The organism is Bartonella sp. AP4SXKL, assembly GCF_042195845.1.
Taxonomy (GTDB): Bacteria; Pseudomonadota; Alphaproteobacteria; order Rhizobiales; family Rhizobiaceae; genus Bartonella.
In genome coordinates, this window is record NZ_JBHIPA010000005.1 from 93,566 (window position 1) to 112,904 (window position 19,339).

Sequence of the window (19,339 nt, forward strand, 5' to 3'; positions counted from 1 at the left end):
AATGACAAATAATTTAGCAGATATTAAACTATATGATTCAAATCCCGATGAAGCAGCAGTAGAACGACTTAGCCGTCGTTTAGCTTTAGTGATGAAAAAGCAGGATGCAGCGCTTGTTGCTACATCGGATCCAAAAGAGTTAGAACGTGTTGAAAAATGGGTTCAAGATGTTTTAGAAGCCGATGAGAAGAGTGCTAAAACGGCTGTTTCAAAAGTGGCTGAGATGATGTCTGGAGAGCGTAGAAAAAGTCGACTGACTTTTTATTATCTAGTTGCTAAGCAACTTAATGCACTTCATAAAATTTAAACAATATTAAATTTGTGATAATGATAAAAAAAGCCCAATTTCTTGGGCTTTTTCGTTGATAAAAAGGGTTAATGTTTTTCATCCTCTTGGAGGTAGCCTCCTTTACGCATACTCGGGACAAAGAGAAGAGCAATGAATGCCATGATCATCACGACGGTTATATAAAAATAAAAGAGTGATTCATGACCGTACTTTTTTAATCCAAGCGCAACGTATTCAGCAGAACCACCAAATAAGGCGTTGCCAATGGCATGAGAGATGCTAACGCCTAATGCGCGTATTGAAGAGGGAAACATTGCTGATTTGACGACACCAGAGATGGATGTATACATGCTCATAATGAAGAGCAAGCCAATAATGACGGAAAAGGCAACCCATATACTATGCGTATTACCGATTATCCAGAGTCCAGGAAATGTAAAGATGACAGAGAGTATACTCCAAATGATAAGTAAAGTTTTTGTTCCAATTTTATCGGCTATGATACCAGCTATGGGTTGGAATAGGATGAAAATAAATAGTACAGCTGTCATAATCGTTGTTGCGGTATGTTTATCAAAGCCGGTGGTTGTGATCAGATATTTTTGCATATAAGTCGTAAAGGTGTAAAATGTGAGTGATCCTCCTGATGCAAAGCATGCAATTACGACAACGGCTTTTGTATGCTTGGTGAGAAGTTCCTTAAGACTGCCAGAGTGTTTGTGAGAGCGGCTTTCTTTCGTGGTTGTTTCGTGGAGAGAACGACGCAGATAAATCGCAATCACTGCCCCGAAACCACCAATCACAAAAGGAATGCGCCATCCCCATGCTTTTAACTGATCTTCAGAGAGATAAGATGCTAGAATAAATATAATGAAGCTGGCAAGAAGTTGACCTGTAATAAGGGTGGCAGATTGGAAAGAAGCAAAAAGCCCACGATGTTTTTTGAGAGCAACTTCGCTCATATAAGTGGCTGCTGTACCATATTCACCACCTGCTGAAAGTCCTTGCATCATCCGAGCTAAAAGTAAAAGGATTGCTGATGTTACTCCTAAGGTTTCATAGGTGGGAAGTATGGCGATGAAAAAAGAGCCACCACACATCATAAAAATGGATATAAGCATCGAGCGTTTACGTCCATAACGATCGGCGACAAACCCTAAAAACCAAGCTCCAATAGGGCGCATAAGAAAGCCAATAAAAAACACACCTGCGGTTTTTAACAGTGGCGTAATCGTATCACCATCGGAGGGAAAGAATTGTGATGCAAAATAAATTGATGCAAATGAGTAAACGTAAAAATCATACCATTCTACGAGATTTCCTGATGCGCTTGCTATAATAGCAAAAACACGTTTTCTTGCATCCTGTGATGCTGAAGTTGTTTCATTTTTCATGAATTGTTCCCCTTTTGGATTTATAGTTCATATTTTCTAAACATAATTGTTTATGATTTCCAGAAAAATTCAATGGTATTATAATAATTTCTTAGGGAAACTCTTTAAGATGATTTATTAGAGTTATGTTGTCATTCGTTTTAAGATTTTTACTTGTGTTGTAGAATAAAAAGTTATCACATTGCATTTAAAGGGAGAGAACATTGAAAAGTAGATCAAGATACCTTTAAACTTGATGAGAAGAATGCAATATTGGCATCATACCGGAGGATTATAGAAGAGATGGTCTTTATGAGCAGAAAGCCCCAAAACTGAAAATATTTCAAAAAGCTTAAGTAATGTAAAAGGGGATTTTGTGTCCTTAATTATCTTATTGTATCATAACACATCATCATTTAGGAGGGTGAGGTAAGCCTCAGATAAGGTTTTCCGTATGAGGTGTTTTTTAGATATCGTGATAAATATTTAGGGTAGGGCTGCCCATAGAATCTTATCAAGTAAATTACATTAAAGAGGGCAGTAACTATAGACAATTTAAAAGAAACTGAGTTGTTTGTAAGATGAATGCGGGGCGGGCTTTTCGTTCTTTACTAGGGTGGAGAGGAGATCAAAAAAAGCCCAATTTCTTGGGCTTTTTTTATCCAGAAAATAAGTTTAATGAAGTCTATCGTCTTTATCGAGATATCCTCCTTTATCTATATCGGGCATAAGAAGAATAGAGATGAGTGCAATGACCATCATACCAACGATGTAAAAAAAGAAAACAGATTCGTATCCCATATTTTTTAATCCAAGCGCTACATATTCAGCAGAACCGCCAAAGAGTGCGTTGCCAATGGCAAAAGCAAATCCAACACCAATTGCTCGGATTGAAGCAGGGAACAATTCTGCTTTTATGATACCAGCAATGGACGTATAAAAACTCATAACACAGAGTATTCCAATAATGATTAAGAGTGCTGTCCATGGATTATGGGCATTACCGATCATTTTAAGTACAGGAATGGTGCAGATAATGGATAATGCCCCCCAACTAATGAGTGAAGCTCTTGCTCCAATTTTATCGGCTAGGGAACCAAAAAGGGGTTGGAGTAGCACAAAAACAAAGAGGGCGGCAGTCATTATCGTTGTTGCGGTTTGTTTATCAAAACCAGTGGTTGTGATCAGATATTTTTGCATATAAGTGGTGTATGTATAAAATGTGAGAGATCCACCAGCTGTAAAGCCAACAACCAAAAAGAAAGCTTTTTTATGATTACGAAAAAGTTCTTTAAGACTACCAGCGTGTTGTTCAGAGCGGCTTTTGAGGGTTGTTGTTTCATGAAGCAAGCTACGCAGATAAATTGCAACGATTGCTCCAAAGCCACCAATGACAAAGGGAATACGCCATCCCCATGCTTTTAACTGATCCTCGTTAAGGTAAATGGCTAAAATAAATATTATAAAACTTGCCAGAAGTTGACCTGAGATCGTTGTTGCATATTGAAAAGAAGCAAAGAGACCACGACGATTTTTGGGCGCAACTTCACTCATATACGTTGCTGCTGTACCATATTCACCGCCAACGGAAAGCCCTTGAAACATACGGACTAAAAGGAGAAGAAATGCTGCTGTTATTCCCAAGGTTTTATAAGTGGGAAGTATGGCAATGAGAAAAGAGCCACCACACATCATAAAAACAGAAATAAGCATTGAGCGTTTACGTCCATAACGATCCGCAATGTATCCAAAGAGCCATGCTCCAATTGGACGCATAAGAAAGCCAATAAAAAAGATTCCTGCCGTTTTTAACAGTTGTGTAACAATATCTTCATCTTCAGGAAAAAATTGTGATGCAAAATAAACCGATGCAAAGGAGTAAGCATAAAAGTCGTACCATTCTACCAGATTTCCTGATGCGCTGGATATGATAGCAAAAATACGTTTCCTTGTATCATGTGGATCTAAAGTTGTTTGATTATTCATGAAGTATTCCCCTTTTAGATTTATAACTTTTCTTCTTTTTAAAGCTATTTACGATGTGCATTATAAAAACGCCATTGTATCATGATAATTTTTTAGGGAAACATAAAGATTTTTTCTAGAGCTATCAGTGGTGTTTTGGGCTCATGGTGTTGTTACATTGCGTAAATCATACGCTTTTTACTATCCTTAAGGAAATATTATTTTTTGTTTGATTGTGAATTATTTGCATATGCAGAGTGTTTATGAAGATATGATACTCTTTAGTTTATATGCTTGATGTTGTTTCGTAAAATGATGTTATTGACTATTTCATGCGAGGTTGGTGTATCAGTTAAAATAATTTTTAGGAATGATCTTAAGTGTTAAGGGGGAGTACAATATTAAGAGTTCCTCAATAGTATAATGATAGCGGCTTGCACTTTTATTAAGTGTAAAGAGAGTGATGCCCATGTTTATACTTTACGGGGCTTTTACGTTATGTCATTCACGGGTGCCGTTGTGAAATGGAGTTGGGTGCATTGAGAAATGTTTCTCAAAAAAGTGTGCGAATTCATAATATAATGGTATTTTCTATTTTTCATGAAAGGATTTGTTTTGCATGAGGGGGTACTATTAAGAACGTATTAAACAAAATCATGAGTGTAATCTTTATTATTGATAAAATTATCTTGAAAGATAATCACTTTTCTTCGATTTTGAGTGGGCATGGGAATATTAAAATAAATCAAACGTTTTTTATCTTCAGTGAATTAAATTCAGCTAAAGAAGTATTTATTACATAATAATATGAAGCCATTTATTTTTATAAGCGGCGTGTGCAGGAGGGAACATTGCTTCTTTAGAGTGTTTGAAGGGATAAAAAATTGTGAGCTTTAAACTTCTATCGGAAAGAATATAAAAAAAAGCCCAGTACTCTGGGCTTTTTTGTTAAAATCCTTGTTTGTTAACATTAAAGGTTAATGAATATCGTCTCCTTGTAAATACCCTTTTTTGCGAGCATCTGGCATTAAGAGAACAGCAATGAATGCAATAATCATCATGCCGGTTATATAAAAATAGAAGACAGATTCATATCCAAGATCTTTTAATCCAAGTGCGACATATTCAGCAGAACCGCCAAACAGTGCGTTGGCAATAGCATAAGAGAGCCCAACTCCTATTGCTCGTACTGAAGCAGGAAACATTTCTGATTTTACAATGCCAGAGATAGATGTATAAAAGCTCATAATGCAGAGCATTCCAGTAATGACTGATAAAGCAATCCATGTACTATCAGTACTACCAATCATATTAAGTCCAGGAATGGTAAAGATAATAGATAAGACACTCCAAATAAGGAGTGAAGTTCTTGTTCCAATTTTATCTGCAAGAGCACCAAAGAGGGGTTGGAGTAACATGAAAACAAAGAGTGCAGCTGTCATGATTGTTGTGGCTGTATGTTTATCAAAGCCAGTGGTTGTGATCAGATATTTCTGCATGTAAGTCGTATAGGTGTAGAATGTGAGCGATCCTCCAGCTGTAAAGCCAATAACCAGAAAGAAAGCTTTTCGGTGGTTGCTCAGAAGTCCCCTAATACTACCAGCTTGTGCACTAGAACGACTTTCTTTGGTCGTTGTCTCATGGAGTGTGCGGCGTAGATAAATCGCAACAATTGCGCCGCATCCACCAATGGCAAATGGAATACGCCAGCCCCACGCTTTTAGCTGATCTTCGGTGAGATAAAGCGCTAAAATGAATATAACGAGACTGGCTAGAAGTTGACCACCAATCAGTGTGGTATATTGGAAAGAGCTAAAAAATCCGCGGCGATTTTTGAGGGCGATTTCGCTCATATAAGTTGCTGTTGTACCATATTCACCACCGACAGAAAGCCCCTGAAGCATTCTGAGTAAAAGTAAAAGAATTCCTGCTGCCATTCCAATGGTTTCATAGGTAGGAAGTAGGGCGATTAAGAACGAACCACCACACATCATAAAAACAGAGATAAGCATTGAGCGTTTGCGTCCGTAACGATCGGCAATGAAGCCAAAAAGCCATCCGCCGATTGGGCGCATAAGAAAACCAATAGCAAAAACACCCGCCGCTTTTAAAAGTTGCGTAACGTCATTGCCATCTGAGGGAAAGAATTGTGATGCAAAATAAATAGATGTAAAGGAATAAACATAAAAGTCATACCATTCTACTAGATTACCTGATGCACTGGACACGATAGCCCAGATACGTTTTCTTGTATCATGTGGTTTTAAAGCTTCTTGTTTTTCCATAGTCGATCCCTTTATTTGATGTTCATCCATCTTTGTTCATTTATGTCATTTTTTTAGAAGCTGTCTATAGTATTTTATCTTTTGCATCAAAAATTTAGTTAGATCATGATAATTTCTTGTGTAAGATGTTTTTGGAAAAAGATTTGAATTATGTTTGTACGGATTTTACAGTTTTTATTTTCTATAATAAGAAGAATCGGACATAATACCCTCATGAAATCATATCTTGCTCTTTTATCTCATGTTTTAAATCAGGGTATTGATCGGACAGATCGAACGGGTGTTGGAACGCGATCTATCTTTGGGTATCAGATGCGTTTTGATTTACAAGCAGGATTTCCGTTGTTGACAACAAAGAAACTACACTTACGTTCAATTATTTATGAACTTTTGTGGTTTCTTAAAGGCGATACAAATATCGCTTGGTTGAAAGAGCATGGTGTGTCAATTTGGGACGAGTGGGCTGATGAAAAGGGAAATCTTGGTCCTGTTTATGGTTATCAGTGGCGTTCTTGGCCCGCTCCTGATGGACGCCATATTGATCAAATTAACAATCTTTTAACGATGATTAAGGAGACGCCAGATTCTCGTCGCTTGATTGTATCAGCTTGGAATCCTGCATTAATAGAGGAAATGGCGTTGCCTCCGTGTCATTGTCTTTTTCAATTTTACATTGCGGAGGGGAAATTATCTTGTCAACTTTATCAGCGTTCGGCGGATATTTTCTTAGGTGTTCCATTCAATATTGCATCCTACGCATTGCTAACGATGATGATTGCGCAAGTAAGCGGTCTTAAAGTAGGCGATTTTATTCATACTCTGGGAGATGCTCATCTTTATTCTAATCATTTTGAACAGGCAAAATATCAATTGTCTCGTATACCAAATGCTTTGCCATGTATGCGCATAAACCCAGCGGTAACAGATCTTTTTTCTTTTCAATTTGAGGATTTTGAGTTGCTTAATTATGAAGCACAACCCCATATTAAAGCGCCGGTAGCAATATGACGATTTCCATTTGTTTAATTGCTGCTGTTGCAGAAAATGGTGTTATCGGTCGTGAAGGTGCCATGCCGTGGCATTTATCGACGGATTTGCAACGCTTTAAAGCTTTGACGTTGCGTAAGCCCATTATTATGGGAAGAAAAACTTGGGATTCTATTGGGAGACCTTTACCAGGGCGTACAAATATCGTCATTACGCGTGATTGTACCTTTTGTGCTGAAGGGGCTGATGTTGCTCACTCTTTATCGCAAGCTTGTTCTCTTGCAACAAATGTTGCTTCTCAAAATGATGTAGAGGAAATTTTTATTATTGGTGGGGGTGAAATTTTTCAACAAGGGTTGCATATGGCTGATAAAATATTCCTTACAGAAGTTTTAGCTTCTATAGAAGGTGATAGTTTTTTTCCTGTTTTTGATAAAGAAAAGTGGACTATTGTGCAAACACAAGATATTCCAAAAGGGGATAAAGATAGTCATCCGACACGTTTTGTTGTTTATGAGCGGAAATAATTTTTTGTAATATGAAGTGAAAGGGTTTATCAGTTGTATTGTAATGAGGTAAGAGACACCCTATAAGATCAAGCAAATGGTTGGTGTTCGAGTAGTGGTAATCAGTTAAAGAGGTGATAATGCCCTGGACAAATCAAAATGGTGGTGGCCCGTGGAGTGGCGATAAAAACAGTGGTGACAAAAAGACACCAGCTAAGAATCTCTTTGGTTCTGGTGGCGAAAATGGTCCTAATCTTAATGAAATTTTGCGCAAAGGGCAGGATCAGTTTAAACAATTCGGGAGAAGCAGTTTTTCTGTTTTATTCCTTCTGCTTATTGTGTTTTTTTGGCTATACCAGTCAATTTATATTGTTCAGCAAAATGAACAAGCGGTAGAGTTGCGCTTTGGCATCCCTAAAGAAGGCATTATTGGTGATGGGTTGCATTTTCATTTTTGGCCAATTGAGACCTATATGAAAGTACCTTTAACGGAAAAAACAATCGCGATTGGTGGGAAGCCCGGTCAGGCGCAACAAAGTGATGGTTTAATGCTTTCGAGTGATCAAAATATCGTTAATGTTAATTTTTCCGTTTATTATCGGATTTCATACCCTAGTCAGTTTTTATTCAATGTGAATGATCAAGAGGGAACTGTCCGCCAAGTTGCTGAGAGTGCAATGCGTGAGGTCATTGGTTCGCGGCCGGTTGATGATGTTTTACGTGACAAGAAAGAAGAAGTTGCTAATGACGTTAGAAAGATTATCCAGTTGACTGTGGATAAATATCAACTTGGTGTCGAAATAAGCCGTGTTTCTATCAGTGAAGCTGCTCCTCCGACAAAGGTTGCTGCTGCGTTTAATTCTGTTCAGCAGGCGGAGCAGGAACGTGGAAGAATGATTGAAGAGGGGAATCGTGTGCGTTTTACGAAAATTGGTTTAGCAAATGGTGAAGCTTCACGCACACGGGAAATCGCAAAAGGTGAAAAGGCACAAATGGTTGAAGAGGCAACAGGGCGTGCTGAACGTTTTCAGGCGATAGCTCGAGAGGCTGCGATTTCACCAGAAGCTGCTCGCTACCGTCTCTATATGGAGACGATGGGGCGGATTCTTTCTTCACCAAATAAGCTGGTTCTTGATCAGGCAAATTCTCCAGCGGTGCCTTATTTACCTTTGAATGAATTGTTGCGTAGCAAGTCATCGGAAAAAGTAAAGGCAACAGCAGCGCGTCCTGCGTTACTCTTAGATTCTCGTATTTCTGGAGGAGATTAATTATGCAGCAATCTCGCTTTTTGTTTGTTTTTAGTGCTATAGTGTTTGTTTTGATGATTTTGTGGATGTCCGTATTTATCGTCTATCCTCGTCAACAAGTAGCAATTAAGCGTTTTGGACAAATTGTTCAGGTAGAATCTAATCCTGGAATCTATTTCAAGGTGCCCTTTATCGATAAGATGATCATTGTTGATAATCGGTTATTGCGTTACGATGTTCCTACACAATCTGTACAGGTTCGTGGTGGTGCGTATTATGAGGTGGATGCGTTCTTTATTTACCGTATTACAGATCCTAAGTTGTTTTTACAGCGCATTGCTTCTGGGCGTCCACAAATTGCGGCACGTGAAAACCTTGCACCACGGTTTATTGACGCTTTGCGTGCTGTTTATGGTAAGCGAGAATTTAAAGCAGCCTTATCGGATGAACGAGGCGCGATGATGGCTGAAGTACAGAAGCAATTTTCTGTAGATGCAGGCTCGTTGGGTATTACCATTGTTGATGTGCGTATTCGTAAAACCGATTTGACTGATGCTGTTTCAGAAGATGTCTATCGGCAAATGGCAGCTGAACGTGAAGCTGCTGCGGAAAATATCCGGGCTCGTGGTCAGCAGGAGCGAGATCGTATTGTGGCAGAAGCTAATCGTGAATATGAAGAAATTGTAGCAGCTGCAAAGCGTGATGCTGAAATTACCCGTGGTGAAGGTCAAGCTGAAAGTATTCGTCTTTTATTGAATGCGAGGGAGGCTAATCCGTCTTTTTACGATTTTTGGTTGGCGATGGAACAATACAAGAATTTAGAGAAAACACCGATGGTAATTTCTCCAAATGAGGATTTCTTTTTCTATTTTCGTAATCCGCCGCAGGCAAATAAAGCATTCTTACCGACAATGAATACTGGCCTCAGTAAAACTGATCCAAAATCGGGAGAGAATAGATAAAATAATGGATTGCAGATACGAGATTTTGCATGAAAAGAATGATCTGTGACCATTTTCTTTTATGGTAAAAGTGGTAGAGAGTATCGAGCCGTGCTGGTTTTACGTAGATAAATTTAGTGGGGCTCTTTGCATCTTTGATTAAAGGCATGTCATGGATAGAAGTATCGTGAGTAAAAATACGTTTTTAAAGTTTTTTATCACAAGAGTTGTTTTTTGTGTGACTTTGTTTCTATCAGGATCAGTGAGTTTGTCTTGGGGAGCCGAGACAAGCAAGGCATTGCTTTCTATTCCTGATTTAGCTTCTGAGCTTTTGGAAACAGTTGTGAATATTTCCACGGCGCAGACTGTTGAAGGAACAGAACAGGATGCAAACACCTCGGTACCCGTTATCCCAAAAGATTCATTGCTGGAGGAATATTTCAGTGATTTTTTTACACCCAAGGATGGTCAAAAAGATAGTCAATTTCAAAAGGTGCGTTCTTTAGGCTCTGGTTTTGTGATTGATGCGCAAAAAGGGATTATTGTTACAAATTATCATGTTATTGTAGATGCTGATGATATTGAAGTTAATTTTACGGATGGTACAAAACTAAAGGCAAAGCTTCTTGGAAAGGATAGCAAAACTGATTTGGCGTTGCTTCAAGTCGATGCAGGAAGTAAAAAATTAAAAGCTGTGCGTTTTGGTGACTCAGAAAAAGCACGTATTGGTGACTGGGTTATGGCTATTGGTAATCCTTATGGTTTTGGTGGAAGTGTGACGGTTGGTATTATTTCTGCACGTAACCGTGATCTTAATGCTGGTCCCTATGATAATTTTATTCAAACAGATGCAGCAATTAATCGGGGAAATTCTGGTGGGCCGTTATTTGATAGAAATGGTGAAGTCATTGGCATTAATACAGCAATTGTTTCACCTTCGGGAGGATCTATCGGTATTGGATTTGCTATTCCATCGGATATGGCTCTTTCTGTTATTAATCAATTGCGTGATTTTGGAGAAATAAGGCGTGGTTGGTTGGCTATTCGTATTCAGCCGGTAACAGAGGATATTGCAAAAAGTTTAAAATTGGACAATGCTGTGGGAGCATTGGTGGCTGGTAAAATAGAACAGACGGAAGAAAATAATGTAGATAATAGCCAGTTACAAACTGGAGATGTTATTCTTTCCTTTGGTAATTCCAAAATTAAGCATGCACGTGATTTGCCGCGTTTAGTTGCAGAAAGTTCAGAAGGAAAAGTGGTGGACGTTACTATTTTACGCAATGGGCAAGAAGCAACAGTAAAAGTTAAGCTTGGACGTTTGATTGAAACAGATCCAAATGAAGATACAGAAGAAGTTGATGATAAAAAAAATCAAGATCTGTCGAAAAACGCGACAATGCAATTTATGGGAATGACGTTATCTGAACTGACAGAGGATTTGCGTCATCGTTATTCAATTTCAGATAAACTTCGAGGACTAGTGGTGACATCTGTTGCACAAAATAGTGCAGCGGATAAAAAGCGTATTCGCGTTGGTGAAGTGATTGTTGATATCAATCAGAGTTCTATCACAACAATTGATGAGGCTAAAAAACGTATTCATAAATTACGTGAAGCTGGACGCAAAAATGCTCTATTTATTGTAGCGCGTCCAGATGGAGAGTTACGGTTCGTAACGCTCCTAATGGATTGATCCTTAAAAAATTATTTTTTGTTTTTTATCAGCCTTAGTGTGTGGGATATTTTGCAAGTCAGCCATGTGATGTCCAATATTTCTCAAGCTCATTTCACGATAGAGAGTATGGGGTGTGCAATATAAAATCCATTGGAAATCATTATATCTTTATGCTGAATATCAAAGTATAAATTGGTGTCATCATAGTATTTTTCAGTTCTCAATATTGTAACAGCCTAGACTTTGAAATGCTGCATAAGAGCTATTGGTACACCTTTCTTAAGTCCATTTTTATCTCTGCTTGTGATGCGCAAGTAAATGGTATTGATATGATACTTTATGAGGCTCTTATTATAAACCGGCGTAGCATGCTATTTTTATAGGAAAAAATAAAGCTATTTGATTGTATAGATTAAACTTAGTATTATTTTCATAAATGATGACAGAGAGTATATTTTTAATGGCCTTAACGGACAGAATTATTATAGCTGTGGTTTGTTATTGAATTATGATAGCAAAAAATGCTTGGAAATTCCTTTGGTGTTGTTATTAAGTCCATTTTTTCTTTTTTATAAGTTTCATAAGGGGCTTTGTCTTAAGGGGAATTTGTGTTCGTATTTTTGTTTGAAGTATTTACTCTATGATAATGGAGAGAAAATACAGGAAGGCTTTGGGGGTGTCTGCATGTTGCAATAAGTTATTGATTGGGAGAAATTGCTATTCATGACACAGAGAACAGTTACATTAATAGCAGGGCCAACGGCAAGTGGGAAGTCAGAACTTGCCTTGCAAATGGCTCAAGAAAAAAATGCTCTCATTATTAATACTGATTCAATGCAGGTTTATGATGTTTTAAATATTTTAACGGCACGGCCGAGGGAGGCTGACACCGCGATTGTTCCCCATTATCTTTATGGTCATGTGAGTCCTACTTTGAACTATTCAGTAGGGCAATGGTTGTGTGATGTCGAGAAGCTATTGGCTACTTTTTCTTTAAGATCAGTTATTTTTGTTGGTGGAACAGGACTTTATTTTCGTGCTCTTTTAGAGGGGATTTCGGAAGTCCCTCATGTTCCAGATGTTGTGCGGCAGAAGTGGCGTTTGCTGCTTGATAAAGAGGGACCTGAAAGTCTTTATCGCCAGTTGTTGCAGATTGATGCTGTTGTTGCTGAAAAAATTTCTTCGCATGATAGGCAGCGTATTGTACGTGCTTTGGAAGTTTATGATGCAACCGGTAAGACGCTCAGTTGGTGGCAGAAACAAAAAACAACACCTCTCATTGCGCCAAATTTGACCGAAAAAATTCTTCTCATGCCACCACGTCCTCTGCTTTATGAACGTATTCATAAACGCTTGGATTCTATGATTGAAAGAGGAGCTTTAGAAGAAGTGGTGGCTATGAAAAAACTTAAACTTTCCCCTTCATTACCAGCAATGAAGGCTATTGGTATACCTGAGTTTATGGCTTATTTGGATGGATATAGAAGCTTTGAGAGTGCTCTTGAAGCGGTGAAAATACAAACGAGGAGATATGCAAAAAGACAAATGACATGGTTTCGTAATCAATTTGATGAAGAATGGATGCTTACTTTTTGATAAAAGAGTTAGAGCTTTGCAAAGAAACTTATCGAAAGATAAAAGATAATTCGTGAAAAAGAAATTTTTTAGAAAATATAATTTTTTATTGACGAATGGTATCAATGGAATTAGAAATCTCTCTACAAGGAATTTTTTATATATTTTATACGTTGGAATAATGGGGGTAATCATACAGTATGTGTTGTGTAATGGGCTCCTTTGGGGGCTTTTTTTATGGGCTCCGTTAGGGGCTTTTTTATTGTCCTATAAAGTAGGTGAGTGGGAAAAATGAGAAATGATCCAAGAAAGCAAGAGAGTGCAGATGGAAAAATAATGTCGGGCGCTGAAATAGTGGTTCAAGCTCTTATAGATCAAGGCGTTGAACATATTTTTGGTTATCCTGGTGGGGCTGTTTTGCCTATTTTTGATGTTCTTTATCACCAAGATACACTCCAGCATATTTTGGTGCGCCATGAACAAGCCGCAGGGCATGCAGCTGAAGGCTATGCACGCAGCACAGGGAAGGTAGGGGTTATGCTTGTGACTTCTGGTCCAGGGGCAACGAATGCTGTTACACCTTTGCAAGATGCTCTTATGGATTCGATACCTCTTATTTGTTTTTCTGGGCAGGTGTCAACAACGGTGATTGGAACAAATGCTTTTCAAGAGGCTGATACAGTTGGAATTACAAAGCCTTGTACGAAGCGTAATTGGCTGGTTAAAAATGTCAATGATCTTGCGGCTATTATTCATGAAGCTTTTTTTCTTGCTCAATCAGGTCGTCCTGGGCCGGTTTTGATTGATATTCCTAAGGATGTTCAATTTGCTTCAGGATTTTATAGAGCACCTCAAGTTCAGGAGTCTTTACATTCTTTTCCATCGTTGAAAGGGAATACTAAGGCTATTGAATCTGCCGTTTCTCTTTTAGTTGAGGCAAAACGCCCTATTATTTATTCTGGTGGTGGTGTTATTTCATCGGGGATGAAAGCTATACAGCTTTTACGTAATTTGGTTCAATTGGGGGATTTTCCGATTACTTCAACATTAATGGGACTTGGTGCTTATCCTGCTTCCGGTAAAAATTGGCTTGGAATGCTTGGAATGCATGGAACCTATGAGGCTAATATGGCCATGCATGATTGTGATGTCATGTTAGCTGTTGGAGCACGATTTGATGATCGTATCACCGGGCGCCTTGATGCATTTGCACCTCATGCGCGTATTATTCATATTGATATTGACCCTTCTTCTATCAATAAAATTGTAAAAGCAGAAGTTCCAATTATTGGTGATGTGGCGCATGTTTTGGCAGATATAATGCAACATTTGCATATGCATCAATCAAAGTTCGATAAAGAAAGTCGTAAAACATGGTGGACGCAAATTAACCGTTGGAAAGCTCGTAATTCATTGGCATATGCGGAGAAAAAAGATGTCATTATGCCGCAATATGCTCTTGAACGGCTGTATGCTTTTACCAAAGATGCGAATGCTTATATTACAACGGATGTCGGGCAGCATCAGATGTGGGCAGCGCAGTATTATCATTTTGATGAACCAAAACATTGGATGACTTCTGGTGGTCTTGGAACGATGGGGTATGGTTTACCTGCTGCTATAGGTGTTCAAATAGCGCATCCTGATGCGCTTGTTGTGTGTATTTCTGGTGATGCCTCCATTCAGATGAATATTCAAGAGCTTGCAACAGCTATTCAGCATGACACACCGGTGAAAATTTTCATTTTAAATAATCAGTATATGGGAATGGTCCGCCAGTGGCAGCAATTGCTGCATGGTAATCGTCTTTCTCATTCTTATACGGAATCTATGCCTGACTTTGTGAAATTGGCACAAGCTTATGGAGCCGTGGGAATTCATTGTTCAAAACCCGATGAACTTGATGATAAAATTCAGCAGATGATTGACTGTGATAAGCCTGTTCTTTTTGATTGTCGTGTTTATCATTTAGAAAACTGTTTTCCTATGATCCCATCGGGATGTGCTCATAATGAGATGTTATTACCCGATGAGGCAAGCGAAGAAGCTATTGCAAATGCTATTTCTTCCGAGGGAAAGATTCTTGTATAAAATGAATATGTTAACAAAATGGTGAAGGATGGTGATGATGAAGTCTTTGGAGTCTTCATCTCTGTCACTTCTTTGTGGAGAGTTCCTATTATCCTTAGAGCTCATTTTATGATTTTCATTCTTTGTTTAAAGACATGGGGTGTATTATTATTTGTTCATCTAAAAAATGTTATAAGTCGTGTGCACAATTATGTTTGAATTTATTTGTACGCGATGTTTGTTTTTTTAATTCATATGTTCACATTAATAGCTATTTCGTTGCATTTTTTAGATAATACATTGAATTATCTGTTATAAATTAATTATGTTGTCTCATATATGAATGATTTCATCGTGCAAGAAAAAAAGCCACACTGCTTGAAGGGTGCAACCATGCAAGCCATTATGCCTATGAAAACAATAGAAAAGTTTGTTACTATGTTTTGGTTTTGCATTATGAAATTACTCCAAATAGCTCTTTCAGGGGCTTGATAGGAAAATCCCCCTAGCGGTTTGAAAGGAAGGGAAAAAATAACAAAAATCAAATGCAGCCATAGAATACCAATAGGTCACCATAGCTTATAATCAGGTATGATTATGCGGGAGAAACCTATACATATGAGATGTATCGTCAATATATAAACCAGAATAATACTCAACATCATATCATTATCAGGATATTAACATTGAAAATTAAATACTCTTTCTTTTATTTGTTCTATATATCTATGATTCCATAAATCTGCAGACATAAACACTCTTTGAATCCACCGCATTGGATTTTCATAACTATCAAATGATCCAAAAAATTTATCTCTAGAGTGTAAGGCCATTCTGTTATCAATGTATAATAATCTTCCTGGTTGTACATCAATTCCAAAAGATACAGCCTTAATAGCTTCATAAAAATGATCTGAAGCTTTCTTGGCTTTTTTTGACTGTGGCTCTAACATGCCTGGATAAAAAACAGCGCTGATATCTGGGAATTCACCGTCCCCTTGAACGAGGGGCACTTTACTTGTAGAAGTTACCCCATTTTTTCTCCATCTATAGGGAACATTAATTATATATAAATTATCCCTGAAGCTCCTCAAATCCTCCTCACTTAAAAGTTTTAAAGCTAGACGTGCATCATCGTTAACGGACCATCAACACCATTGCGAACACCAGATAAAAGTATCCCCTTTAGGAGATAAATTTAAATCCGTTATAAATTTTAGTGCAGCATTTTCATATGAAAATCTAACTCAACTTCAGATCCTAATCCTGTATAATCTTTTTTATTATCCTCTAAAGGAACTAGGTTATTTACTATATGTTCGCCTTCAAACTTAATTGAATAAGGCTCTCCGATCAATAAAGAAAACATCATAATTAAATTTTCGCTAATATAGCCACTTTTACAAGACGCATCTAAATTGTAAGGATTAGGTGACATATTAATTTGTCTATCAACAGGAAGGTTTTCAAAGATTAAATATGGTCTAGGGGTAATAGACACCTTTTGGTTCATAATAATTGTCAATATTCTATGTGGTAGCAGCGAAAATGCTATTTTTTTAACTCAACCGAATATTCAATACCACCGTATGGATCATAAATAACATGGTCTAAAGCCTCCCAAAGTTTGTCTCTTTCGATATTGCTCAACTCAAAAGTATTTTCATTTATCATTATAATTTCCTCCCCAATTATATTTCCCTACTTTTTTATTAAGAAAAGTGAAAAAACAATAATTAAAATTAAAATCAGCCATGTTAGTAAATAAGTGTCTGTAAAATCTTAGATTAATCCAAATAATGGTGGAGCAGTAATGATTGCGATTTGATTTATAGACATTGCTAAATCCAGAGAAAAGCCAACACTTTCTTTTGGCGAAGAGTCTACAATATAAGCAACCCAAGGGCCATACTATCCCATTCCTCCAAAAACTAACCAAGCAGATAAAATAGTTAAATAAATTATGGATCCACTCATGCCCAAAATTAATATTAAAAATCAAAAAACGACTGCAATCATACAAAACAAGACAGGAAAAAACCGTCCTTTTCTACAATGATCACGCTACGCTGCTAAAATAATTCTTCCTAAGGCACCAGAAGCCTGTGAAACAAAAAATAAATAAGTACTTTTATCTAAAGACAGGTGATAGATTCTATAAAAATAGATCGTTATAAAAATGGTTAAAACATATTGAACGATCACAAGTGAAACGCTTGGAAAAATAATATTCTTCATATGAGGCGCAGCCAACATTGCAAGACGAGATCTTACATTTGCATAGAACGAAATTCTTGCCTTGCTTTTTGGAACGATAGCGATAACTTTTGCTGGTGAGTGATAAAAAATAATAAATATACATCCCCCTAAAAAAGAAACTATGGCACCGACCAAAACGCACCTTGTATGCCATAGACAAGCACACTAGCAGGAAGAACTATTCCAGCTAATGCCCCCACAACCTAATGTTAACCCCGCCTGCCTTATTCCCATTGCAAATCCGCGCTGCGATTGTGGAAACCATGCAGAAACAGATTTAGCGCCACCGGGTTGAGCAGAACTATAAAATTCCCCTATAATTAGCAAACAAACCAAAAGGGAAATATAGTTATCTGCGATTGCTCCCAACAAAAGAACGACAGAAACGCCGACCGCGCCAACTCCAACAATATAGCGCTCGTTAAACTTGTCTAGTAATTCGTCAGCTACAAGTAAGCCAATAATAGGTAGGAATTGCGCTGCTGAAGACAGCAAACCTATTTGAGAGTCACTAAGCGAGAAATCCTTCTTAAAAAATTCAGCTAAAGGACCAATCCCTTGAACAAAGAAGCAGGCTGATGCTTGAGCGATCGTGGCAACAAGCAATATAATCCATCTATAATAATTTTTTCCTATAAATTTATTATTGCTCACTCCGCCCCCTCCAATTAAAGTGTATTCCAATGAAGTAGCCTTTTTTAATGATTGCAATAATAAATTGTGTATTTTATGCTGATTACATAAAAATCTGTCCATACTATTGGTATTAATATGAAAACTAAGGAATATGCTTAATTTAAGGAAATAAGCTATTATGTGTCGTGCAAATTTGATACGCTAGCGATATAAGATAAATTTTACAAACATTGGCTCAGCCGGCATTAAGCGCTCTTCATAAAAGATGCTATATTTTGGCAAGCTTTTTCAATATAATTCTCAAAGCTTTCTTCAGTCACATAGCCCAGATGTGGCGTGCAAAGAACTCTATCTGATTGCAATAATTTGCTCCCATATACTGGCTCGCTGTCATAAACATCCAGTGCAAAGTAAGTTGAATTTTCCAAATTTAGTATTTTTTCTATCGCCCCTTTTTCAACCAAAGCTGAACGCGCTGTGTTAACAAAAATAGCATGTGGTTTCATGCTCAATAGATCATCTAATTTTATGATTTCTCTGGTTTTATCGCTTAAACGTAAATGTACGGATATAATATCAGGACGTGTAAAAAATTCATCTTTTGAATGCGTAAAATGATAACCTAAATTTTTTGCTTCTTGCGTTGAACGCTCGCTCCCATAAACTAAAATGGACATGCCAAAAGCTTGAGCATATTGAGCAACCATTTTACCAATACGCCCAAACCCGAATATTCCAAGAGTAGCCCCTTTCATTTGGTTGCCAAATGTTGTTTGCCAGCGTCCTTTTTTCATATCAGACACAGATTTATAGAGTTTTCTACGCGCAGACATAATTAAGAGCCAGGCAAATTCAGCAGCAGAAGTTGGATCTCCACCACCGTCTAATATTTCAATTCCTAAGTCTCTACAAGCTTCTATATCAATATGTGAACCTATAGGGCCTGTTTGGCAGATTAATTTTAAATTTGGCAGTTTCAGGAGAAGATTTCTATCAACTATAGTCCGCTCTCTAATTAAGATAAGAATATCTATCTCTTTGAGCTTATCTTCTAAATTACATTCTTTAGCTAAATTATTTATAACCAGCACTTCATGCGATTTCATTAATTTTGTAATAGACTGTAATGTTAGAGTGGCTTTTTGATAGTCATCTGGAATTAATATTTTCAATTTAAACCTTCCGTTTCATTCATCAATATTTGAGCTCATTATTTCATTTCTAAAACAACCAAAAAGCAATCTCATCGCTGATATTTTGACATAACACCAAGCCTATTAACAAATTATACCCCTTGATTTATTGTTATTTCTAGCAATAAGAATAGCATTAATCAGTTAGTTTTTATAAACTTTAAAACATTGCGACAAAAAGAAAAAGTTTAACTCAATAGATGGAGAATTGCGCTTTTCTCATATTCTAGAGGACGAACCTGAAGCGCTACGCTGGACTGAAGCCATGTCCCAGTTTTCTATAATAGACTACCAAGAAGGCCATACTTACGAACCATATTTTATTGTTGAAACAG

At 37.5% G+C, this 19,339-nt stretch carries 17 protein-coding genes; 8 read left to right on the forward strand and 9 right to left on the reverse strand.

What is annotated here, in order from left to right; all coding sequences use genetic code 11:
- Position 1 precedes the first annotated feature (1 nt).
- Positions 2-307, forward strand: coding sequence for a DUF2853 family protein (locus tag ACFIMI_RS04060; protein ID WP_375692269.1), 306 nt, complete (start codon positions 2-4; stop codon positions 305-307).
- 68 nt (positions 308-375) lie between these two features.
- Here ACFIMI_RS04060 and ACFIMI_RS04065 read toward each other — a convergent pair whose 3' ends face one another.
- The 3 genes from ACFIMI_RS04065 to ACFIMI_RS04075 all read right to left on the reverse strand — a co-directional run bounded on the left by ACFIMI_RS04065 (position 376) and on the right by ACFIMI_RS04075 (position 5,912).
- A complete protein-coding gene (locus ACFIMI_RS04065; RefSeq protein WP_375612014.1) occupies positions 376-1,683 on the reverse strand; it encodes an MFS transporter in 1,308 nt (435 codons plus the stop codon).
- 654 nt (positions 1,684-2,337) lie between these two features.
- Positions 2,338-3,648, reverse strand: a complete 1,311-nt coding sequence (locus tag ACFIMI_RS04070; protein ID WP_375612015.1) for an MFS family transporter — start codon at positions 3,646-3,648, stop codon at positions 2,338-2,340.
- A 956-nt stretch (positions 3,649-4,604) separates the two neighbouring features.
- A complete protein-coding gene (locus ACFIMI_RS04075; RefSeq protein ID WP_375612016.1) occupies positions 4,605-5,912 on the reverse strand; it encodes an MFS family transporter in 1,308 nt (435 codons plus the stop codon).
- A 213-nt stretch (positions 5,913-6,125) separates the two neighbouring features.
- Here ACFIMI_RS04075 and ACFIMI_RS04080 point away from each other — a divergent pair, with 213 nt between their 5' ends.
- The 7 genes from ACFIMI_RS04080 (at position 6,126) to ACFIMI_RS04110 (ending at position 14,937) form a co-directional block, all read left to right on the forward strand.
- Complete coding sequence (locus ACFIMI_RS04080; RefSeq protein WP_273722957.1) at positions 6,126-6,920, forward strand: thymidylate synthase; 795 nt, start codon at positions 6,126-6,128, stop codon at positions 6,918-6,920.
- Positions 6,917-7,426 carry a dihydrofolate reductase gene (locus ACFIMI_RS04085; protein WP_375628859.1) on the forward strand — a complete coding sequence of 170 codons (510 nt, stop codon included), beginning with the start codon at positions 6,917-6,919 and terminating at the stop codon, positions 7,424-7,426. The genes ACFIMI_RS04080 and ACFIMI_RS04085 overlap by 4 nt, the downstream gene beginning before the upstream one ends.
- A gap of 119 nt (positions 7,427-7,545) precedes the next feature.
- Positions 7,546-8,673, forward strand: a complete 1,128-nt coding sequence (gene hflK / locus ACFIMI_RS04090) for an FtsH protease activity modulator HflK (protein WP_375613382.1) — start codon at positions 7,546-7,548, stop codon at positions 8,671-8,673.
- A gap of 2 nt (positions 8,674-8,675) precedes the next feature.
- Entirely contained in the window at positions 8,676-9,614 is a 939-nt protein-coding gene (gene hflC, locus ACFIMI_RS04095; RefSeq protein ID WP_375638326.1) for a protease modulator HflC, read from the forward strand.
- A 151-nt stretch (positions 9,615-9,765) separates the two neighbouring features.
- Entirely contained in the window at positions 9,766-11,289 is a 1,524-nt protein-coding gene (locus ACFIMI_RS04100; protein WP_375629936.1) for a Do family serine endopeptidase, read from the forward strand.
- Positions 11,290-11,994: 705 nt separating this feature from the next.
- The gene (gene miaA / locus ACFIMI_RS04105; protein WP_375689281.1) at positions 11,995-12,867 is read left to right on the forward strand and encodes a tRNA (adenosine(37)-N6)-dimethylallyltransferase MiaA; all 873 of its coding nucleotides are present in this window, start codon (positions 11,995-11,997) and stop codon (positions 12,865-12,867) included.
- A 270-nt stretch (positions 12,868-13,137) separates the two neighbouring features.
- A complete protein-coding gene (locus tag ACFIMI_RS04110; protein ID WP_375652769.1) occupies positions 13,138-14,937 on the forward strand; it encodes an acetolactate synthase 3 large subunit in 1,800 nt (599 codons plus the stop codon).
- A 659-nt stretch (positions 14,938-15,596) separates the two neighbouring features.
- On the opposite strand, the gene ACFIMI_RS04115 is transcribed toward ACFIMI_RS04110, so the two are convergent.
- From ACFIMI_RS04115 to ACFIMI_RS04140, 6 genes are all read right to left on the reverse strand, one after another.
- Positions 15,597-16,010 (reverse strand): hypothetical protein, encoded by a 414-nt coding sequence (locus ACFIMI_RS04115; RefSeq protein ID WP_375668347.1) that lies wholly within the window; start codon positions 16,008-16,010, stop codon positions 15,597-15,599.
- Between the two features lie 122 nt (positions 16,011-16,132).
- Positions 16,133-16,429, reverse strand: coding sequence for a hypothetical protein (locus ACFIMI_RS04120; RefSeq protein ID WP_375613387.1), 297 nt, complete (start codon positions 16,427-16,429; stop codon positions 16,133-16,135).
- A gap of 38 nt (positions 16,430-16,467) precedes the next feature.
- On the reverse strand, positions 16,468-16,590 hold the full coding sequence (locus ACFIMI_RS04125; RefSeq protein ID WP_375613388.1) for a hypothetical protein: 123 nt from the start codon (positions 16,588-16,590) through the stop codon (positions 16,468-16,470).
- A gap of 390 nt (positions 16,591-16,980) precedes the next feature.
- A complete protein-coding gene (locus tag ACFIMI_RS04130; protein WP_375613389.1) occupies positions 16,981-17,310 on the reverse strand; it encodes a hypothetical protein in 330 nt (109 codons plus the stop codon).
- A 30-nt stretch (positions 17,311-17,340) separates the two neighbouring features.
- Complete coding sequence (locus ACFIMI_RS04135; RefSeq protein ID WP_375613390.1) at positions 17,341-17,829, reverse strand: MFS transporter; 489 nt, start codon at positions 17,827-17,829, stop codon at positions 17,341-17,343.
- A gap of 227 nt (positions 17,830-18,056) precedes the next feature.
- Positions 18,057-18,983, reverse strand: coding sequence for a D-2-hydroxyacid dehydrogenase family protein (locus ACFIMI_RS04140; protein ID WP_375613391.1), 927 nt, complete (start codon positions 18,981-18,983; stop codon positions 18,057-18,059).
- Positions 18,984-19,339 lie beyond the last annotated feature (356 nt).